Annotated in this window: 18 protein-coding genes; 10 read left to right on the top strand and 8 right to left on the bottom strand. The window is 75.6% G+C overall.

Going from position 1 to position 19,371, the window contains the following annotated elements; genetic code table 11:
• Window positions 1-106: 106 nt before the first annotated feature.
• From F8274_RS21220 to F8274_RS21205, 4 genes are read left to right on the top strand one after another with little or no spacing between them, the layout of a single operon-like run.
• Window positions 107-556 carry a roadblock/LC7 domain-containing protein gene (locus F8274_RS21220; protein ID WP_151464120.1) on the top strand — a complete coding sequence of 150 codons (450 nt, stop codon included), beginning with the start codon at window positions 107-109 and terminating at the stop codon, window positions 554-556.
• Between the two features lie 19 nt (window positions 557-575).
• On the top strand, window positions 576-917 hold the full coding sequence (locus tag F8274_RS21215) for a DUF742 domain-containing protein (RefSeq protein WP_225853902.1): 342 nt from the start codon (window positions 576-578) through the stop codon (window positions 915-917).
• Window positions 895-1,500 carry an ATP/GTP-binding protein gene (locus F8274_RS21210; RefSeq protein WP_192579912.1) on the top strand — a complete coding sequence of 202 codons (606 nt, stop codon included), beginning with the start codon at window positions 895-897 and terminating at the stop codon, window positions 1,498-1,500. The genes F8274_RS21215 and F8274_RS21210 overlap by 23 nt, the downstream gene beginning before the upstream one ends.
• Before the next feature lie 19 nt (window positions 1,501-1,519).
• A complete protein-coding gene (locus F8274_RS21205) occupies window positions 1,520-2,758 on the top strand; it encodes a styrene monooxygenase/indole monooxygenase family protein (RefSeq protein ID WP_151464119.1) in 1,239 nt (412 codons plus the stop codon).
• A 54-nt stretch (window positions 2,759-2,812) separates the two neighbouring features.
• Here F8274_RS21205 and F8274_RS21200 read toward each other — a convergent pair whose 3' ends face one another.
• The 4 genes from F8274_RS21200 to F8274_RS21185 all read right to left on the bottom strand — a co-directional run bounded on the left by F8274_RS21200 (window position 2,813) and on the right by F8274_RS21185 (window position 8,307).
• Window positions 2,813-3,685, bottom strand: coding sequence for an SDR family NAD(P)-dependent oxidoreductase (locus tag F8274_RS21200; protein WP_151464118.1), 873 nt, complete (start codon window positions 3,683-3,685; stop codon window positions 2,813-2,815).
• A 212-nt stretch (window positions 3,686-3,897) separates the two neighbouring features.
• On the bottom strand, window positions 3,898-4,950 hold the full coding sequence (locus F8274_RS21195) for a nitronate monooxygenase (protein WP_225853901.1): 1,053 nt from the start codon (window positions 4,948-4,950) through the stop codon (window positions 3,898-3,900).
• Window positions 4,951-5,067: 117 nt separating this feature from the next.
• A complete protein-coding gene (locus F8274_RS21190) occupies window positions 5,068-5,490 on the bottom strand; it encodes a glutaredoxin domain-containing protein (protein WP_151464117.1) in 423 nt (140 codons plus the stop codon).
• 24 nt (window positions 5,491-5,514) lie between these two features.
• On the bottom strand, window positions 5,515-8,307 hold the full coding sequence (locus tag F8274_RS21185; RefSeq protein ID WP_151464116.1) for an FAD-binding and (Fe-S)-binding domain-containing protein: 2,793 nt from the start codon (window positions 8,305-8,307) through the stop codon (window positions 5,515-5,517).
• A gap of 188 nt (window positions 8,308-8,495) precedes the next feature.
• Between F8274_RS21185 and F8274_RS21180 the strand changes: the two genes are divergently transcribed.
• The 6 genes from F8274_RS21180 to F8274_RS21155 all read left to right on the top strand — a co-directional run bounded on the left by F8274_RS21180 (window position 8,496) and on the right by F8274_RS21155 (window position 16,058).
• Window positions 8,496-9,350 (top strand): S1 family peptidase, encoded by an 855-nt coding sequence (locus F8274_RS21180; RefSeq protein WP_151464115.1) that lies wholly within the window; start codon window positions 8,496-8,498, stop codon window positions 9,348-9,350.
• Between the two features lie 237 nt (window positions 9,351-9,587).
• Window positions 9,588-12,161, top strand: coding sequence for a class III lanthionine synthetase LanKC (lanKC, locus tag F8274_RS21175; protein ID WP_151464114.1), 2,574 nt, complete (start codon window positions 9,588-9,590; stop codon window positions 12,159-12,161).
• A gap of 72 nt (window positions 12,162-12,233) precedes the next feature.
• Window positions 12,234-12,353: a SapB/AmfS family lanthipeptide gene (locus F8274_RS21170; RefSeq protein ID WP_088974649.1), complete on the top strand. Its 120-nt coding sequence runs from the start codon at window positions 12,234-12,236 to the stop codon at window positions 12,351-12,353.
• Window positions 12,354-12,426: 73 nt separating this feature from the next.
• Window positions 12,427-12,546: a SapB/AmfS family lanthipeptide gene (locus F8274_RS21165; protein ID WP_091302793.1), complete on the top strand. Its 120-nt coding sequence runs from the start codon at window positions 12,427-12,429 to the stop codon at window positions 12,544-12,546.
• A 63-nt stretch (window positions 12,547-12,609) separates the two neighbouring features.
• Entirely contained in the window at window positions 12,610-14,277 is a 1,668-nt protein-coding gene (locus F8274_RS21160) for an ABC transporter ATP-binding protein (protein WP_151464113.1), read from the top strand.
• Window positions 14,274-16,058 carry an ABC transporter ATP-binding protein gene (locus F8274_RS21155; RefSeq protein WP_151464112.1) on the top strand — a complete coding sequence of 595 codons (1,785 nt, stop codon included), beginning with the start codon at window positions 14,274-14,276 and terminating at the stop codon, window positions 16,056-16,058. Before F8274_RS21160 ends, F8274_RS21155 begins: the two co-directional genes overlap by 4 nt.
• On the opposite strand, the gene F8274_RS21150 is transcribed toward F8274_RS21155, so the two are convergent.
• From F8274_RS21150 to F8274_RS21135, 4 genes are all read right to left on the bottom strand, one after another.
• Window positions 15,988-16,611, bottom strand: coding sequence for a response regulator transcription factor (locus tag F8274_RS21150; protein WP_225853900.1), 624 nt, complete (start codon window positions 16,609-16,611; stop codon window positions 15,988-15,990). The genes F8274_RS21155 and F8274_RS21150 overlap by 71 nt on opposite strands.
• A 98-nt stretch (window positions 16,612-16,709) precedes the next feature.
• Complete coding sequence (locus tag F8274_RS21145; protein ID WP_151464111.1) at window positions 16,710-17,339, bottom strand: response regulator transcription factor; 630 nt, start codon at window positions 17,337-17,339, stop codon at window positions 16,710-16,712.
• 98 nt (window positions 17,340-17,437) lie between these two features.
• Window positions 17,438-18,529: a hypothetical protein gene (locus tag F8274_RS21140; RefSeq protein WP_225853899.1), complete on the bottom strand. Its 1,092-nt coding sequence runs from the start codon at window positions 18,527-18,529 to the stop codon at window positions 17,438-17,440.
• Between the two features lie 54 nt (window positions 18,530-18,583).
• The coding region (locus F8274_RS21135) for a nucleotidyltransferase domain-containing protein (RefSeq protein WP_370518257.1) at window positions 18,584-19,371 on the bottom strand (788 nt) is incomplete at its 5' end.

The following is a 19,371-nucleotide window of genomic DNA, read 5'->3' as shown; positions in this document are numbered from 1 at the left end:
ACCCCGGCGCGGGCTCCCCGCCCGAGGCGTGGCCGGACGAGACGGCCGCCTTCGCGGCCGGCGTCAGCGACGCCCGCACCCCCACCGACCACGAAGGACGGCAGCGATGAACCACGCGTACCCGGGAAACGGCACGGGCAACGGGCTGCCCGACTGCGCCTGGCTGATTCGGCAGTTCGTCGAGGACGTGCCCGGCGTCAACCACGCCATGCTGGTGTCCCTGGACGGCCTGCAGCTGGCCGCCTCGCACGGCGTCGGCCGCGACCTGGGCGACCAGCTCGCCGCGCTGACCGCCGGCCTGCTCAGCATGGCCGACCGCAGCGCCGCCCTGCTGGAGCTGGGCTCCGCCGAGTACCTGACCGTCCGGCTGCCCCGCGGGCACCTGCTCTTCATGCGGGTCGGCGAGTCCGCGGGCCTCGCGGTGGCCGCCGCGCCCGGCTGCGACCTGCGGGTCGTGTCGTACCGGATGACGCAGTTCGTCGGCGCCGTGTGGCACGCCCTCACGCCGGCCGTCCGGCACGAGCTGCACCGGATGACCGCCGCGCAGGCGCGCTGACGGCCGGAGGACGACGACCATGCAGATGAGGTACTGGAAGGTCCGGCCGTACGTGCTGACCGCCGGCCGCACCCGCACCCGGCAGCCGCTGCTGGTGCACACCCTGGTGTCGGTGCCCCACTACGACGCCGTGTTCGCCGCCGGGCTGCTGCCCGAGGCCCGCTCGCTGTACGAGCAGGCCCGCCGGGCCGCCCGCTCGGTGGCCGAACTGTCCGCGGTGTGCGGCATCTCCCTGGGGGTCACCCGGGTCGTCGTCGACGACCTGGCCGCCACCGACCGGCTGCTCGTCCACAGCGACCACGACAACGTCGACTTCCGCCTCCTGGAGAGACTGCGCGATGGCCTCCGCAAACTTGCCTGACAGCCCACTGCTGACCTCGGCGAAGATCGTCATCGCCGGCGGCTTCGGGGTCGGCAAGACCACCTGCGTCGCGTCCATCTCGGAGATCCCGCCGATCAACACCGAGGCGTGGATGACGGCGGCCAGCGAGACCGTCGACCGGCTGGATCCCGGCATCGACAAGACGACCACCACCGTGGCCATGGACTTCGGTCGGCTGACCATCGGCCCCGACCTGGTGCTCTACCTGTTCGGCACGCCCGGCCAGCCCCGGTTCTGGCCCATGTGGGACGACCTGTGCCGGGGCGCGGTCGGCGCGATGGTGCTCGCCGACACCCGGGACCTGGCCGCCTCGTTCCCGGCGGTCAACTACTTCGAGCAGGACAGCGACATGCCCTTCGTGGTCTGCGTGAACCTCTTCGACGGGGTGCTGCACCACCCGCTCGACGACGTCCGCGCCGCGCTCGCGCTGCCGGCCCACGTACCCCTGACCGCCTGCGACGCCCGCGACCCGTCGTCGGTGGCGCGGGCACTGCTCACGGTCGTGGAACACGCCATGTCCCGCACCCCCCGGCCCACCGCGGGCGCGCTCGCGGCGCGGTAGCTCAACCCCTGGAGGAACCATGCGCAGAATCCTGATCGTCGGGGCCGGACAGTCCGGGCTCCAGCTCGCCCTGAGCCTGCAGGCCGAGGGGTACGACGTCACGGTGATGTCCGCCCGCACGCCCGACGAGATCCGCCGGGGCTGGGTGATGAGCACCCAGGCCATGTTCGGCCCCGCGCTCGCCACCGAACGCCGCTACGGGCTGGACCTGTGGCAGGACCGGGCGCCCCGGATCGAGGGCCTGCACGTGTCGCTCTCCGCGCCGCCCGGCGAGCGGGCCCTGCGCATCGTCGGCCCGCTCGACGAGCCGGCGCAGAGCACCGACCAGCGGATCAAGATGGCCGACTGGCTGGGGCTGTTCGAGCAGCGCGGCGGGACGGTGCTCTACCAGACGGTGACCACCAGCGACCTGGACGGCCTGGCCCGGCTCGGCCGCTACGACCTCACCGTGGTGGCCGCCGGCAAGGGCGACCTGGTCGGCGTGTTCGACCGCGACCCGGCCCGCTCGGTCTACGACGCGCCGCAGCGCGGGCTCGCCGTGGCGTACGTGCACGGGATGACCCCCGACCCGCTGCTGCCGGTGCCGCACGTCAGCTTCAACGCCGTGCCCGGGCTGGGCGAGCTGTTCGTCATCCCCGCCCTGACCCACTCCGGTCCCTGCGAGATCCTGTTCTGGGAGGCGGTGCCCGGTGGGCCGCTGGACCTGTGGACCGAGCGCCGCGACCCGGCCGAACACCTGAAGCTCACCCTCGACCTGGCCCACCGCTACACGCCGTGGATCTACGAGCGGTGCGCCGAGGTGGAGCTGACCGACGGGCGGGCCACCCTGTCCGGGCGGTACACGCCGACCGTGCGCCACCCGGTGGCGGAGTTGCCCTCGGGCGGGCTGGTGCTGGGCATGGCCGACGTGGTGGTGGCCAACGACCCGATCACCGGCCAGGGCAGCAACACCGCCGCCAAGTGCGCGTACGCGTACCTGGGGTCGATCCTGGAGCACGGCGACCGGCCGTTCGACCGGGACTGGATGACGCGGACCTTCGAGCGTTTCTGGGCCGGGACCGGCGAGGCCGTCACCGGCTGGACGAACGCCATGCTGCAACCGTTGCCGCCGCACGTGCAGCAGGTGCTCGGGGCGGCCGCCGGCAACCCGGTGGTGGCCCGCCGGTTCGCCAACGGATTCGGCGACCCGAACGACTTCCGGGACTGGTTCCTGACCCCGGACGCCGCCGAGCGCTACCTGGCCTCGGTCGCCGGCTGACCGCCCGACGGTCGGGAGCCGCTCCTCGGGCGGCTCCCGGCCCGCGCCGCCCGGTCAGGCGGTCACGTGGGCGCTGTCGCCGGCCGTGGCGGCGAAGGAGGTGCCGCTGACCATCCGCGCGCCGTCCGAGGCGAGGAACACCACGAGCGGCGCCACGTCCTCCGGCTGCACCCACGGCACCCCGAGCGGGGTCTTCGCCCGCAGCGCCTCGACCGCGCTCCGCTCGTCGGCGGCGGGGTCACCGGACGGCGACCTCCCGCCCTCGACGATGGCCTGCGCGTAGCGGTCCTGGTGCCGGGTGAGGGCCGTGTCGACCAGGCCCGGGATCACCGCGTTCACGGTGATCGCGTGCGCTCCCAGCTCCAGCGCCGCCGACTTGACCAGCCCGATGAGCCCCCACTTCGACGCCGAGTAGGCCGCCCCGTTCTTCGTGCCGTGGTGCCCCTGCGTGGAGGAGGTGACCACGATCCGTCCGCCGCCGCGGCGGACCAGCAGCGGGGCGAACACCCGCAGCACGTTCGCGGCGCCGGTCAGGTTGACGTCGATCTGGTCGTGCCAGTCGGCGTCGGCCATCTCCAGCAGGGGCTTGAACGCCTGGATGCCGGCGTTGGCGAAGAGCACGTCGACGCCGCCGTGGTCCCGCTCGACCGCCTCCGCCACGGCGCGCACCGCGCCGATGTCCCGCTGGTCGGCGACGTGCGCCGACCAGCGCACCCCGGCGGCGGTGACCCGCCGGCCGGTCTCCGCCAGGTCGTCCGCGGTGGCCGGCGGGAAGTCGAGGATCGGGCTGACCGGCCCGGCCACGTCCACCCCGGCCACCTCCGCGCCCGCCTCGGCGAGCGCCACGGCAGCGGCCCGGCCGATGCCGCGCGCCGCCCCGGTGACCACGGCCACCCGCCCGGCCAGCGGTCGCGCCGCTGTGGACATCCGCCCACCCCCTGTTCTGCCGGTCCTCTCTCCACTCGCACCGTAGACGGGTCCCACCCCGCTCCGCCGGGGATCGCCAGCGTGAACGCCTGCGGGCCGGGGACGCGGCGAGATCGAGACCAGGTCGCCGAGATGGCGGTCTCCGCAGGGCCAGGACACCGCCACCTCCCGCGAGCTGGTGCTGATCTCGGGGCCTCGCCGCGGCGGCGGTGTCAGAGGGAGTGGGTCAGGGTCGTGAGGATGTCGGCGGCGGGGGCGTCCCGGGCGGCGCGCCAGCCGGTGCCGGCCCACAGGTGCAGGCGGTCGGCGTCCCCGGCTCGGGCGGCGGCGACGCGCAGCGGCCGGGTCAGGTGGTGCAGCGCGGGATAGCCGAGCGGGGCGGCCGCCTCGTGCCGGTCGATGAAGTCGTTGCGCAGCCCGCGCGCCGGCCGGCCGGTGAAGGCGCGGGTGACCACCGTCCGGTCCCGCGCCGGGTCGGCCAGCGCGTCCCGGTGGGTCCGGCCCGTGCCGGCCTCGTCGGCCCGCAGCAGCAGCGTGCCGACCAGCACGCCGACGGCGCCGGCGGCGAGGGCGGCCCGGACGTCACCGGGCCCGCCGATCCCGCCCGCGCCCAGCACGGGCAGCCCGGTGCGGCCGGCGACCAGCGCGACCAGTTCGGGCAGCGGGCGGAGCGGCGGCGGGGCGTCCGGGGTGAAGGTGCCCAGGTGCCCGCCCGCGGCGCCGCTCTGGGCGACCAGCCCGTCCACCCCGAGGTCGGCCGCGGCCGCCGCCTCGGCCGGGTCGGTCACCGTGACGAGCACCCGGCTGCCGGCCCGCCGCAGGTCCCGGATCACCGGCGCCGGAGGCGCGCCGAACGTGAAGCTGACCACCGGCACCGGGTCGGCGAGCAGCAGGTCGAGTTTCGCCGTCCAGTGGTCGTCGTCCTCGGTGCGGGCCGCGCCGGCCAGGTCGAGGCCGTACGGCGTGCCCTCGGCCGCGATCCGGGTGGCGTAGCGGCGGAACTCCGCCTCCTCGACGGGCACCGGCGTGGGGACGAAGACGTTCACCCCGAACGGCCGGCCGACGGCGCGCACCTCGGCGATCTCCGCCGCCACCGCCTCCGGCGTCTTGTAGCCGGCGGCCAGGAACGCGAACGCCCCGGCCGCGCCCACCGCCGTCGCCAGCCCGGGGGTGGTCGGCCCACCGGCCATCGGCGCCGCCACCACCGGCACGTCCACCCCGAGCAGTTCCCGCAACCCGTCCACGTCCCCAGTCTGCCCGGACACCGCGCGCCACACCCCTCACCCCCTAGGACGAGATCGACACCAGCTCGGCGAAGTGGGAGTCTCCCGGCCGCCCGGAAACCGCCACCTCCCGCGAGCTTGCGTCGATCTTGGGTTCCGTCAGGAGCGCAGGCGGTCGCGCAGCCAGGCCGGCTCCGGGTTCACCACGGCCTCGCCGGGCAGCACGACGGTCGGGACCGTCTCGTCGCCGCCGGTGACCGCCCGGACCGCCGCCGCCCCGTCGGGGTCGCGCCAGATGTTCACCCAGTGGGCCCGCCCGGCCCGGCGGCCGAGCCGCAACCGCAGGCGCAGGCAGTAGCGGCACCCGGGCCGCCAGTAGACGATCGGCCGGCCGTCGCGCGCGCTGCGCTCCCGCGCCTCGGCGGCGGGCAGCGACCGTGGGAACGCCAGCGGCGAGAAGAGCACCGCCAGCGCCGCGAAGACCAGGAACTCGACGACGGCCAGCACCCGGGTCTCCGCGCCCACCGCGACGAACACCCCGACCACCAGCATCAGGCCGGCCATCCACCAACTACGCAGCACGTCGCGGGATGCTACCCGCCCCGGTCAGGCCGTCGCGTCGGCCAGCAGTTCGAGCAGGTGGCGGTACGGCTGCCCGGTGGCCCGGGCCAGGCCGATCTCGCAGGTGCGGTTCACCGAGGCGTACCCGTCGAAGGAGCGGGCGGCGACGGCGGCGGCCTCGGCGCGGGTGGCCGACGCGGTCAGCTCCGGGTGCAGCAGCCCGCGGTCCCCGGCGAAGCCGCAGCACTGCCAGCCCTCCGGGACCACCACCTCGTCGGCGATCGCCGAGGCCACCGCGAGCAGCGCGTCGTCCAGCCCGAGCCGGGTGGACGAGCAGGTCGGGTGCAGCGCGAGGGAGCCGAGCCGGCGACGCACGGTGAGCCGGGGCAGCAGCTCGCCAGCCGCGTACGCGACGGCGTCGACCACCCGCAGGTCGCCGGCCCCGGCGAGCAGCTTCGTGAAGCCCTCGGTGCAGGAGGCGGCGTCGCTGACCACCGGCAGCGCGCCGTCGCGGCTGGCCGCGCGCAGCGCCGGCGGCACCCGGTCGCGTACCGCCTCGTAGCCGGCCGTGAGGCCCTTGGACGACCACGGGGTGCCGCAGCACATGCTCGCGATCCCGTCGGGCACGAGCAGGCGTACGCCGGCCCGGTCGGCGAGGGTGAGCAGGGCGTCGGCCACGCCGGAGCCGCCCTCGGCCGGCGCGAACAGGGTGCCGAGGCAGGACGGGACGAAGACGGCGTCCGGCTCGCCGACCGGCCGGGGCCGCCGCGGCCGGCCGCCCCGGGGCAGGTCCCGTTGCCACTGCGGGACCCGTTCGGCGCCGAGGACCGCGCGGGCGGCCCGGGTGGCCGCCTCGGGCAGCGCGGGCGGCAGCGCGCCGGCCAGGTCCAGCCCGCGGGCCATGCCCCGGGTGGTGGCGCCCCAGCGGCGCGCGGCACCCCGCCAGCCGGCCTGCGCGGCCCCGCCGTTGCGGTCGGCCCGCAGCCGCTTCACCAGGTCGCCGGTATTGATGAGGACCGGGCAGGCCGTGGCGCACATGCCGTCCACGGCGCAGGTGTCCACCGCGTCGTAGTCGTAGGCGCGCTCCAGTTCCTCGGCCAGGGCCGGGTCGCCCGCGGCGCGGGCCGCGGCGATCTCCCGGCGCAGCACGATCCGCTGCCGGGGCGTGGTGGTGAGGTCGCGGCTCGGGCAGACCGGCTCGCAGTAGCCGCACTCGACGCAGCGGTCCACCTCCTCCTCCACGGTCGGCACGGTCTTCAGGTGCCGCATGTGGATCTCGGGGTCGTCGCTGAGCAGCACGCCCGGGTTGAGCACGCCGTCCGGGTCGCAGAGCGTCTTGACCTCGCGCATCACCGCGTACAGCTCGTCGCCGAACTGGCGGCGCACGTAGGGGGCCATCACCCGGCCGGTGCCGTGCTCGGCCTTGAGCGTGCCGCCGTGGCCGAGCACGAGGTCGACCATCTCCTCGGTGAAGTCGGCGTAGCGCTCCGGGGCCGCGCCGCCGGCGAACCGCTCGTTGAGCATGAAGTGCAGGTTGCCGTCCTTGGCGTGGCCGAAGATGACGCTCTCCTCGTACCGGTGCCGGTCGAAGAGGTCGGCGAGCGCGGCGCAGGTGCCGGCGAGGGCCCCGACCGGGACGGCGATGTCCTCCAGCAGCGCGGTGGTGCCGGACGGGCGGGCGCCGGCCACCGCCGCGTACAAGCCCTTGCGGATGTGCCAGAGCGCGGCGCGGGCGGCGGCCTCGCCGCTGAGCCGGGCCGGGGTGGTCAGCGGCAGGTCGGCCAGCACCGGCCGGGCGGTGGCCACGCGCTCGGCCAGCGCCTCCGGGTCGGACTCCTGCCACTCGACCAGCAGCGCCGCGTGGTCGCGGACGGCCAGGCCCCGCAGCGCGGCGTCCGCCCGCGGGTCCCGCTGGGCGACCCGCAGGGCGGCCGCGTCGAGCAGCTCGATCGCCGCCGGCCCGGCGGCCACCAGCGCCGGCATGGCGGCCATCGCCGCGCCCAGGGTGTCGAAGACCAGCAGGCCGGTCGCGGCGTGCCGGTGCACGGGTACGGTGCGGAAGGTCGCCGCCGCCACGAAGGCGAGGGTGCCCTCGCTGCCCACCACCAGCCGGGTGAGCAGGTCGGCGGGGTCGTCGTGGTCGAGGAAGGCGTTCACCCCGTACCCCATGGTGTTCTTCATGGCGTACTGGGCGCGGACCCGGCGCACCGAGTCGGGGTTGCCGCGGACCCGGTCGCGCAGCCGCAGCAGGCCGGCGTGCAGGTCCGGCTCGGCGGCGCGCAGCCGGGCGTCGGCGTCCGCGGCGCCGGTGTCGAGCACGGTGCCGCTGGGCAGCACCAGCAGCAGCGACTCCAGCGTCCGGTAGGTGTTGAACTCCGTGCCGCAGGTCATCCCGCTGGAGTTGTTGGCGACCACGCCGCCGACCGTGCAGGCGGACTCGCTGGCCGGGTCCGGGCCGAGCTTGCGGCCGTAGGGGGCGAGCCGGGCGTTGACCTGCCGCAGCACCACGCCGGGCTGCACCCGCACCCGCCGGCCGTCGTCGAGGACGTCGAGGTCGCGGAAGTGCCGCCGGGTGTCGACGAGCAGCCGGTCGGTGACCGCCTGGCCGCTGAGACTGGTGCCGCCGGAGCGGAACGTCAGCGGGGTGCGGGTGCGGCGGCTGTGCCGGAGCAGGGCAGCGACCTGGTCGGCGTCGGCCGGGGTGACCACCGCGCTCGGGTGCAGCAGGTAGTGCGACGCGTCATGGGCCAGCCGGAGCCGGTCCGCCGCGCGGGTGGCCACCCCGCCGGGCACCACCGCCTCCAGTCCGGCCCGCGCCTCGCCGCTCAACTCCGCCATGCTCGCCGCACCTCCCCCGCGCCCACCCTAGCCAGCACCGACGACGCGCCGCCGACCCCTTGTTCCACCATCGACCCAGGTGGATACTCTCCGCTTCAGCGTTCGTCGAGGTCACACCCCGAGCCGACCCCGTCGACCCGGCATGGACGCCGACGCAACCGGCGGCCTTCACCGTCAGGGAGAAGACCGTGAGAATCCGCCGAAGCCGATTCACCCCCCTGCTCGCCGCGACCGTCGGCCTGGTTGCCGCCGGCGCCTTCGCCGTCCCGGGCTCCGCCTCGGCCGCCGCGCCCCGTTACACCGCCGATCAACTGGCCCGGGTCGACGCCGCCGTCGCCGCCTCCGGCGTGCAGGGCATCGCCTGGCGCGTGGACGCGGGCCGCGTCGTGGTGACCGCCGACGACAGCGTGTCCGCCGCCGAGGTCGCGGCCGTCAAGAGGAGCGCCGGCGCCGCGGCGGGCGCGATCCGGGTCGACCGGGCCCGGGGCACCTTCCGGCCGCTGCTGTCGGCCGGCAACGCCATCTACGGCGGCGGCTACCGCTGCTCGCTCGGCTTCAACGTGGTGAAGTCCGGCGTCTACTACTTCCTCACGGCCGGCCACTGCGGGAACGTGGTGAAGACCTGGTACTCCGACTCGGGGCTGCGGACGCTCATCGGCCCGACCACGAACTCCAGCTTCCCCGGCAACGACTACGCCCTGGTCCGCTACGACAACACCGCGCTCAGCCACCCGGGCGGCTACACGGCCGCGAACGCGTTCGTCGGCGAGGCGGTCCGGCGCACCGGCTCGGCCACCGGCACGAAGAGCGGCACGGTGACCGCGTTGAACGTGACCGTCCGCTACCAGGGCGGCGGCACGGTCCGGGGCATGATCCAGACCACCGTCTGCGCCGAGCCGGGCGACTCCGGCGGTCCGCTCTACGACGGCACCAGGGCGCTGGGCATCACCTCCGGCGGCAGCGGTGACTGCCGGACCGGCGGGACCACCTTCTACCAGCCGGTCACCGAGGCGGCGAGCGCGTACGGCGTGACCGTCTACTGAGTCCACCCGCCGGCCGGCACAGGAAGACCCGCACCGGCGCGCGGCCGGTGCGGGTCTTCGCGTGTCCGGTTGGGAGAGCGCCCCACTCGTGGCGCGGCATTCGCGAGTTCAAACTCCGCCGTTGTCACGAATTTGGGGTGTGAAAATCACGCCCGCGTCATGACTCAGCACACTTTGCTCCCCCCTCCGCCGTCCGAAGGATGGACCTCAACCGATCAGCCGGTGGAGGCAGACGACATGGACGAACGGTACGACTCGTACTGCGCGGTCGACCCGCTGTTCTACGACTCGCTCGCCAGCTCCGACGTCGAGACCCCCGGCTACGCGGCGGACCGCCCGCCGGCGCCCGGTTGGGAGCGTGAGGTCAAGGACGACTGGCTGGTGCACGGTCCGGTCGCCGGTTCCCTCCCGCCGCAGGGGTGGAAGATCCACGTGTCGGCCCGGCTGGACAACGCCGAGCGGGTGCTGGCCCGGGTGATGGACTACTGCGAGCCCCGCGGCATCCCGTTCAAGCACCTGCGCGGCCCGCGGATGCTGCTCATGCGCAACAGCAAGTACGCCCGCCGCGCCGCCAGCGGCAAGTTCATCACGGTCTACCCCCGCGACGACGCGGAACTGGAGCTGACCGCCAAGGAGCTGGCCGCGCTGCTCGACGGCGAGACCGGGCCGTACATCCTGAGCGACCTGCGCTACGGCGACGGCCCGGTGTACCTGCGCTACGGCGGTTTCGCCGCCCGGTACTGCCTCTCCCCGGAGGGCCAGGTGGTGCCGGCCGTCGAGGACGCCACCGGCACGCTGGTGCCCGACCGGCGCGACCCGGTCTTCCACGTGCCCGACTGGGTCACCCTGCCCGACTTCCTCACCCCGCACCTGGCCGCCCGGAACGCGGCCACCACCACCGACCTGCCCTACCGGATCGAGAAGGTCATCCACTTCTCCAACGGCGGCGGTCTCTACGAGGCCCGGGACACCCGCACCGGCGACCGGGTGGTGCTCAAGGAGGCCCGCCCACACGCGGGGCTGGACGCCACCGGCGCGGACGCGGTGACCCGCCTGCGCCGGGAGGCCGAGACGCTGCGCCGGCTCGCCGGGGTGCCGCACCTGGTGCGGGTGCACGACGAGTTCAGCTTCGGCGGGCACGACTTCCTGGCGCTGACGTTCGTCGCGGGCCGCCCGCTGAACCAGCTGGTGGTGGAGCGCTACCCGCTGGTCCAGCTCGACGCCGACCGGGAGGCGTACACGCGGTGGGCCCTCGACCTCCACCGGCAGGTCGCCGAGGCGGTGGACGCCATCCACGCCCACGGCGTGGTCTACGGCGACCTGCACATGTTCAACATCATGGTCGGCGACGACGGAGCCGTCACGCTTGTCGACTTCGAGGTCGCCACCCCCGCCGCGGCGGCCGCCCGGCCGGCCCTGCGCAACCAGGCCTTCGCCGCGCCCCGTGACCGGACCGGCTTCGACGTCGACCGGTACGCCCTGGCCTGCCTGCGGCTGGCCCTCTTCCTGCCGCTGACCGCCATGCTCCGGCTGGCGCCGGAGAAGGCGCCCCACCTGGCCGACGTGGTGGCGGAACAGTTCCCCGTCCCCCGGAGCCTGCTCGACGAGGCGGTCGCCGTGATCCTCGGTGAGACCGGGACCCGCCACACGCCCGGCCACCCGGACGCGTCGCTGATCGACCCGGACGACTGGCCGGCACTGCGGGACCGGCTCGCCGCCGCGATCACCGCGAGCGCCACCCCGCACCGCGACGACCGCCTCTTCCCCGGCGACATCCGGCAGTTCGCCGGGGCCGACGGCGGGCTGAACCTGGCCCACGGCGCGGCCGGGGTGCTCTGGGCGCTGCACGCCGGTGGCGCCGGCACCGACCCCGACCACGAGCGGTGGCTGATCGACCGGGTACGGGAACCGGCGCCGGGCAGCCGGCTCGGCTTCTACGACGGGCTGCACGGCGTCGCGTTCGTGCTGGACCTGCTCGGGCACCGCGCCGAGGCGCTGCGGCTGCTGGAGCGCTGCCTCGACGAGCCGTGGACCGAACTCGGCGACGACCTGATGAGCGGCCTGTCCGGTGTCGCGCTCAACCTGGCCCACTTCGCCGGGCGCACCGGCGACCGGCGGTACGCCGACGCGGCCCGGCGGGCCGTCGACCTGGTCGTCGGCCGGCTCGGCGACGTCGAATCGGTCGCCGAGGTCAGCGGTGGCCGCCACCCGTACGCGGGGCTGTTCCGGGGCGGCGCCGGCGTGGCGCTGATGCTGCTGCGGATGTACGAGCTGGACCACGACCGGAGCCTGCTCGACCACGCCGCGACCGCGCTGCGCCAGGACCTGCGCCGGTGCGTCCGGCGCGACGCCGGCCACCTGGAGGTCAACGAGGGCTGGCGGACCATGCCCTACCTCGCCGAGGGCAGCGTGGGCATCGGCCTGGTGCTCGACCAGTACCTGCGCCACCGCAGCGACGAGGCGTTGCGCACCGCCGCCACGCGGATCCGCCGCTGCGCCGACTTCCCGTTCTACGCCCAGTCCGGGCTGTTCGCCGGCCGCGCCGGGATCGTGACCTACCTGGCCGAGCGAGGCGAGCGCGAACCCGCTCGCCGGCAGGCCCGGCTGCTGAGCTGGCACGCCCTGCCGTACCGGGGGGCGACCGCCTTTCCCGGCGACCAGTTGTTGCGGCTCTCCATGGACCTGGCCACCGGCACCGCCGGCGTGCTGAGCGCCCTCGCGGCTACCCGGCCGGCGAGTCCCGGCCTGCCGTTCCTCACGCCCCTGCCCGGCGCCACGCCCGCCGGGCCGACCCCACCGGCCGGTGACTGACCGGCCCACCCAGCTCCCCGGGGGTCACCCCGGGGCGGTCCGACCCGACGCGTACGGAAGGAGGTGAACGACATGGCCCTGCTCGACCTCCAGGGGATGGAGCTGCCGGCCGCCGAGCGTACCGGCGGTGGCAGCCAGGCCAGCCTGCTGCTCTGCGGCGACAGCTCGCTGAGCGTCACCACCTGCAAGTGACCCGGTGGCCATCGACAGCGATGGCCGCGCGACGAGATCCGACCAGCATCATCACGAGAGAAAGAGGACTGTCATGGCACTGCTCGACCTCCAGGGGATGGAACTGCCGGCCGCCGAGCGTACCGGCGGTGGCAGCCAGGCCAGCCTGCTGCTCTGCGGCGACAGCTCGCTGAGCGTCACCACCTGTCACTGACGATCAGTTCGCCTGGCCCCGGGCCGGCTCACGCCGGTCCGGGGCCGCGCCCGTGGAGGTGCCATGACCCCGGCCGACCGGCTCCTGTGGCGCGCCGTCGGGTCCGCCGGCTGGTGGACCCCGGTGCTGGCCCTGGTCACCGTGGCCGGGGCGGCGGCCGAGCTGGCGCTGCCCGCGGCGCTGGGGCGGGCGGTCGACGCCGCCGTCGGCGCCACCGCCGGGGAGTCCGCCGGACACTGGCTCGCCGCGGTGGGTGGCCTCGTCGCCCTGCTGGTCGGCGCGGGCGTCGTGCGGGACTACGGCATCGGCGCGGCGAGCGCGCGTTCAGTCGCCGGCCTGCGCCACACCCTGATCCGGCACCTCCTCGCCCTCGATCCCCGGACCGCTGCCCGTCACCCGGTGGGTGACCTGGTCGGTCGCCTGGTGGGCCAGGTGGCCGACGCCGGGCAGGCGGCCCCGACCGTCGTGCTGGCCGGCACCGTGCTGCTGCCACCGGTGGGCAGCCTGGTGGCCCTCACCATGATCGATCCCTGGCTCGGCGCGACGTTCGTCGTCGGGCTGGTGCTGCTGGGCGTGCTGCTGCGCGGGTTCGTCGCTGACGCGTCCGCCGCGGTCGCCGGTTACCAGAGTGCCCAGGGACACCTCGCCGGGCTGCTGGTGGAGGCGCTGACCGGAGCGCGCACCATCGCCGCCGCCGGCACCACCGGGCGGGAGGTCGAGCGGGTCCTTGCCCCGGTGGCCGAGCTGCGGCGGCACGGCACCCGGACGTGGACCGTACTGGCCGGGGCGGCGACCCGGGGTGCGGTGCTCAGCCCCATGCTGCAACTGGCGGTCGTCGCCGTGGGCGGGCTCTCCCTGGCCGCCGGGCGGCTGACGCCGGGCGACCTGCTGGCCGCCCTCCAGTACGCCGCGCTCGGCGCCGGCCTGGGCACCGTGGTCAGCGCCCTCAACAAGGCCGTCCGGGTACGCGCCGGTTGTCGTCGCGCCGCCGAGGTGCTCACCGAACCGGCCCGCCGGTACGGCGACCGGACCGTACCGCCCGGCCCCGGCCACCTGGAACTTCGCGGGGTCGGCGTGCGGGCCGACGACGGCCGGCCGCTGCTCGACGGGGTGGACCTGCGGGTGCCGGGCGGCGCGCTGCTCGCCGTCGTCGGCCCGTCCGGCGCCGGCAAGTCGCTGCTCGCGGCCGTCGCCGGCCGGCTGCGCGACCCGGACGCCGGGGAGGTGCGGCTGGACGGGGTGCCGCTGCCCGACCTGTCGGCGGCGGCGCTGCACGCGGCGGTCGGCTACGGGTTCGAACGGCCCGTGCTGGTCGGCGAGACGGTGGGCGCCGCGGTCGGGTGCGGAGCCGACCCGGTGCCGCTGGCCCGGGCCGCCGCCATCGACGACTTCGTCGAGCGGCTGCCCGACCGGTACGGCACGCCGTTGGCCGAGGTCGCCATGTCGGGCGGGGAACGCCAACGACTCGGCCTCGCCCGCGCGCTGCGGGCCGAGCGGCTGCTCATCCTCGACGACGCCACGTCCAGCCTGGACACGGTGACCGAGTACCGGGTGAGCCGGGCGCTGACCGACCGGACGGACCGGCGTACCCGGATCGTGGTGAGCCACCGGGTCGGCACCGCTGCCCGGGCCGACCTGGTGGCCTGGGTGGCGGGCGGACGGATCCGCGCGGTCGGTCCGCACGCCGTGCTGTGGGAGGACCCCGACTACCGGGCGGTGTTCCGGTCGTGACCACGGTCGGTGCGGTGACCCGGGCCGCGCTGCGGGCGCGGCGGACCGCGCTCGCCCGGCTGGCGGCCTGGTCGGTGGCCGAGGCGCTGCCGGCGGCGCTGGCCGGGCTGCTGACGGCGCGGGCCGTGGACGCCGGTTTCCTGGCCGGCCGCCCGGTGGTCGGGCTGCTCTGGCTGGGGCTGCTTGCGGCCGCCGTGCTCGTCGGCGCCGTGGGCACCAACCGGGCGTACGCGTGCCTCGGTGACGTGGTCGAGCCGTTCCGGGACGACCTGCTGCGCCGGGTGGTGGCCGGCGCGCTGGCCGGTGCGAACGACGGCCGGGTGGACGACGCGGCGGTGGGCCGCCTGACCCATCAGGTGGAGATCGTCCGGGACACCTGGGCCGGCCTGCTGACGGTGGTCCGCGGCTTCCTCTTCGCCGCCTGCGCCGCGATCGTGGGGTTGTGCTCCCTCGCCGCCCCGGTCGCCCTGCTCGTCACCGTGCCGGTGCTGGCCGGGCTCGTCCTGTTCGCGGCGGCCGTACCCGCGATGATCGCCCGCCAGCGGGAGTACGTGCTCGCCGACGAACGCCTCACCCGGGTCGCGGTCACGGCGATCGCCGGCCACCGCGACGTCTCGGCCAGCGGCGCGCGGGACCAGGTCACCCGGTGGCTGGGCGGACACGTCGACGCGCAGGCGCGGGTGGAGAGGCGGCTGGCCGGCATGGCCGTCACCCGTGGCCTGAGCCTGGCCGTCGGCGGCTGGCTGCCGGTGCCGGTGGTCGTGCTCGCCACCCCCTGGCTGGTCCGGCAGGGCCTCGGGCCGGGCGCGGTGCTGGGCGCCCTGGTCTACGTCGTCCGCGGGGTGCAACCCGCCCTGCACACCCTCGTCCAGGGCGTGGCCGCCGGAGGGCTGCGGTTCACCGTCACCCTGGACCGGTTGCTGCGCACCGGCGTCCCGGTGTCCGGGGAGGCCACGCCCGCCGGCCCGGCGCGGCCCGCGCGACCCGGCCCGCCGGCGCTGTCCCTGCGCGGCGTGACGTTCCGGTACGGGCCGCACGCCGAGCCGGTGCTCGACGGCTTCGACCTCGACGTGCCCGACGGCGACCATCTGGTGGTGGTGGGTGCCAGCGGGATCGGCAAGTCCACGCTGGCCGCGTTGATCGCCGGCGTGCTGCGTCCGCAGTCCGGCACGGTCGAGGTGGGCGGGACGCCGGTTGCCGGGGCGACGGCCGCCGAGCTGGCCCGGCGACGGGTGCTGATCCCGCAGGAGGCCTACGTCTTCACCGGCAGCGTCCGGGACAACCTCCGCTATCTGCGGCCCGACCTGGCGGACCCGGCGATCGTCCGGGCGGCGGCCCGGCTGGGCCTGTCCGGGCTGGTGGACCGCCTCGGCGGCCTGGACGCGACGCTGCGCCCGGCCGGCCTGTCCGCCGGGGAGCGTCAGCAACTGGCCCTGCTGCGCGCCTGGCTCTCGCCCGCCCCGCTGGTCATCCTCGACGAGGCCACCTGTCACCTCGACCCGGCCACCGAGGCGCGGCTGGAGACCGCGTTCGCCGAGCGGGCCGGCACGCTCGTGGTGGTGGCTCACCGGGTCAGTTCGGCGCTGCGCGCCCGCCGGGTGCTGCTGCTCGACGGCCACCACGCGCTGCTCGACGACCACCAGGGTCTGCTGGCCCGTTCGACCGCCTACCGGGAGCTGGTGGGCTACTGGGAGGGCGGGGCGGAGCCGGTCAGATCCAGCCCGACTCCCGGGCGATCCGCACCGCTTCCAACCGGGTCCGCGCGCCGGTCTTGGCCATGATCCGGGACAGGTGGTTGCGCACCGTCCCCGCCGAGACGGTCAGCTTCTCGGCGATGTCCCGGACCGGATGTCCCTCGGCCGCCACGTCGAGCACCTCCCGCTCGCGGCGGGTCAGCGGGCTGTCGGCGACCTCCAGCGCCGCGACCACCAGGTCCGGATCGAGCACCACCTCACCGCGGGCGAGCAGCCGTACGCCCTCGGCGATCCGCTGCGGTGGCACGTCCCGGCTCAGGAAGCCGATCCGTCGCCCGTGCTCGGCGAGCACCGGGCGGACCCGGGCGGCGCGGCGCTGTTCGACCAGGACCAGCAGCCGGCCCCCGCCGTCGGGCCCGGCCGCGGCGATCCGGGCGAGCTGGTGCAGCGGTACGAGGTCGGCGTCGACGACGGCCACGTCGGGCCGGTCACCCGCCAGCGCGTCCCGTAACGCGTGCGCCGTGGCCGCCTCGCCGACGATGTCGATGTCGCCCTCGGCCGCCAGCAGGTGGGCGAGGGCCCCGCGGATCAACCCACCCTTGAGCGCGAGCAGCGTGCGGACCATGGCGACCCCGGACATGACCCCCCGATCCCTGACGACACGTGCGCGCCTGGTGACGCACCGTCAGGAATTTAATCGAAGGTGACCGTTGTGCAACACCCGTGATCCGCGTGTCGTCAGATCCAGCACGCGTCCCGGGCCCGCTGGACCGCCTCCCAGCGGCTGCGCGCCCCGGTCTTGCGCAACAGGCTCGACACGTGGTTTCGCACGGTGCCCGGGGCCAGGTGGAGCCGCTTCGCGATCTCCCCGGTCCGCAGACCCTCCGCCGCCGCCGCGGCCACCTCCCGCTCCCGTTCGCTGAGCGGGTTCACCGCGGCGTCGAGGGCGGCGAGCGCGGTCAGCGGGTCGATCATCCGCTGCCCGCGGGCGACCGCCCGCAACAGCTCGACCAGTTCCTCCGGCGGCACGTCCGTGGCCACCACCCCCCGGACCCGGGCGCCGAGAGCGCGGCGCAGCGCCCGCGCGGTGCGCCGCGCGGTCAGCACGACGACCACGCACCCGTCGGCACCGGGCGGTCCGGCGACGGCGCCGGGGTCATCCACCGCGTCGAGGTCGACCAGCAGCAGGTCCGGATGGCAGGTGGCGAGCAGCGCCGGCACGCTCCGGTCCGGCTCGGTCTCGCCGACCACCTCGAAGTCCGGCGTGGCGGCGAGGACCGCGACCACGACCGTCCGCAGCAGACCCGGCTCGGCGACCACCGCCACCCGCACCGGAGCGGCCACCGTCCCATCCCGTACGTCGTCCACCCGGGACACTGTGCCCGAAACGCCGGCGGCTAGTCGAGTTCGGTCGCAGATGTCCAACGGCGGTCCTGGCGCGCCCCGGCCGCTGGTGACGGGTCCGGTCAGCTCTGCCGCAGCGCCGGCATCGGCACCGGCACGGCGAGCGCGGTCGCCCCGGCGCCCGCGCCGCCCTCGCAGGTGTTCGGCGGGACGGTGCCGATGCCCCGGGTGGCGGGCCGTTCCGCCGCCCAGAACATGAAGCCGAGCATGCCGGCCGTGCTCCCCGTGCCGTGCGGGGCGACACTCTGCACGTACGGGGCGGCGGCCTTCTGCACCGAGTTGGCGTAGTTGACGCACTCGGGCAGCGGCTTGCCGCCGTAGGCCAGGTAGACCGCGCCGGTGAACTTGGCCGGGGCGAGCGGGGGCACCGGAGGGTTGTACTGCGACTTGCCGTCGACGTGCTCCTGCCAGTCCGCCTGGGCGGTGCCGGCCGAGGCGGGCCGGGCGGTGACCATGGCGTTGGCGTAGTCGAGCACCGGGACGTCGGTGCGCAGCCAGTCGGCGGTGGCCCTGCGGTTGAGGTCGATCAGCCAGCGGTCGCCGGCGGCCACGTCGATGGTGAGCCGGGCCGGCGGCCGGGCGCCGGTGGCGTCGTACGGGTGGACCGCCCGGTAGGCGTCGATGAAGGACTGGAGGCCGGCCAGGTTCGGGCCGGTGTTCTGCTCGTAGTCGATCTCGATGCCGACGCCGAGCCGGGTGGCGACCGCGGCGGCCCGCTGCCCGAGCAGGGTGGGGTTCTCGGCGAGCGCCGTGTCCCAGTCGTCGGTGTAGGTGATGCCGCCGACGGAGAGCATCACCCGGACGCCACGGGCCGTGAAGTACTGCACGATCTCGCTGGTCATGCCGCGCGGCACCCCGTCGAGGGTGGTGGCGTCGGTGCTCTGGCGCAGCAGGTCGAGCGGGTTGACGAAGCTCAGCACCACGAGGTTGACCGAGGGCCGGCCGTCGCCGCGGTCGACCAGCCAGTGGTTCTGGCTGTCGAACTGGGCGACCGTGCGGGCGGTGCCCCAGGTGCAGAAGTCGTTGCCGCAGTGCCAGGCGCCGTAGACCTGGACCGGGGTGGCCGCCAGCGGCGCGGGTGGAGGCGCGGCGACGGCCGGGCCGGTGGAGGCGAGGGTGAGCAGCAGAGCGGCGAGCAGTACCGAGCGTCGCATGGGGACCTCCCCTACTGTTCGGTACGCCTTGTTTAAGTAGGGCCACGACCGCCGTCAATGCGCTCCGGCGATCCGGTCCAGCACCCGTTGCTGGAAGGCGCGGGCCTCGGGTCCGGCCGGCGGGGGGCCACCCCGGCGGGCCGCGATCGACCGGCGGATCAGCCCGGCATCCGGGTCGTCGGCTTCGAGCCGCCGTCCGGCGTCCACCTTGCCCAGCCAGACGCCGTCGCGGCAGCGGACCAGCGCGCGGCAGGCGCCGAGCACCGCGTCCTCGGCGCCGGGGGCGGGGGCGTTCCCGGGCGGCGTGGGCAGTGCGAGCCACCAGCGCAGGGCCTCGACCAGCAGCCGCCGCAGCTCCGCCGGCGCCGGATCGGCGAAGACCTCGGCGGCGGGCGGGCCGAGCAGGGCCAGCCCCGACTGGCGCAGGATGCTGCGGTCCAGCGCATACCAGAACCGGCCGTCGGCGGCGGGTCGGTCGGCCGGGTCGTAGGTGGCCCGGAACGGCATGGTGGCGCCGGTGTTCAGCTCGACCTCGAAGCCCGGCTCGGGGGTGCCGGAGGAGGCCACGTCCCGCCGGTAGACCACCAGCTCCAGGCCCCGCGCCGGGCAGGGCAGCGCCTCGTGCCGCAGCCGGTCCACCAGCGCCCGCTTCGCCGGCCCGTCGACCGGCCGGGCAACCACGAGGGCCACGTCCACGTCGCTGCGCCCCGGCTGGTAGACACCCAGCCCCACCGAGCCGGCCGCGTACGCGCCGACCAGGTCGGCGCCGAGCACGGCCCGGGCCTGCCCGACCAGCTCGTCGAGGTAGCGGCGCACGTCGTCGTCCATGCCCGCATCCTGCC

This window comes from Micromonospora sp. AMSO31t, from assembly GCF_008868175.1.
Taxonomy (GTDB): Bacteria; Actinomycetota; Actinomycetes; order Mycobacteriales; family Micromonosporaceae; genus Micromonospora.
Note: the sequence above shows the minus strand (reverse complement) of the source record. Positions and strands in the feature narration are given on the sequence as shown.

Bases quoted from the DNA above. Each gene is read 5' to 3' on its own strand.
- F8274_RS21160 (WP_151464113.1), top strand. From the start codon at position 12,610: ATGACCCCGGCCGACCGGCTCCTGTGGCGCGCCGTCGGGTCCGCCGGC.
- F8274_RS21205 (WP_151464119.1), top strand. From the start codon at position 1,520: ATGCGCAGAATCCTGATCGTCGGGGCCGGACAGTCCGGGCTCCAGCTC.
- F8274_RS21170 (WP_088974649.1), top strand. From the start codon at position 12,234: ATGGCCCTGCTCGACCTCCAGGGGATGGAGCTGCCGGCCGCCGAGCGT.
- F8274_RS21210 (WP_192579912.1), top strand. From the start codon at position 895: ATGGCCTCCGCAAACTTGCCTGACAGCCCACTGCTGACCTCGGCGAAG.
- F8274_RS21220 (WP_151464120.1), top strand. From the start codon at position 107: ATGAACCACGCGTACCCGGGAAACGGCACGGGCAACGGGCTGCCCGAC.
- F8274_RS21150 (WP_225853900.1), bottom strand. From the start codon at position 16,611: ATGTCCGGGGTCGCCATGGTCCGCACGCTGCTCGCGCTCAAGGGTGGG.
- F8274_RS21185 (WP_151464116.1), bottom strand. From the start codon at position 8,307: ATGGCGGAGTTGAGCGGCGAGGCGCGGGCCGGACTGGAGGCGGTGGTG.
- lanKC (WP_151464114.1), top strand. From the start codon at position 9,588: ATGGACGAACGGTACGACTCGTACTGCGCGGTCGACCCGCTGTTCTAC.
- F8274_RS21200 (WP_151464118.1), bottom strand. From the start codon at position 3,685: ATGTCCACAGCGGCGCGACCGCTGGCCGGGCGGGTGGCCGTGGTCACC.
- F8274_RS21140 (WP_225853899.1), bottom strand. From the start codon at position 18,529: ATGCGACGCTCGGTACTGCTCGCCGCTCTGCTGCTCACCCTCGCCTCC.
- F8274_RS21215 (WP_225853902.1), top strand. From the start codon at position 576: ATGCAGATGAGGTACTGGAAGGTCCGGCCGTACGTGCTGACCGCCGGC.
- F8274_RS21165 (WP_091302793.1), top strand. From the start codon at position 12,427: ATGGCACTGCTCGACCTCCAGGGGATGGAACTGCCGGCCGCCGAGCGT.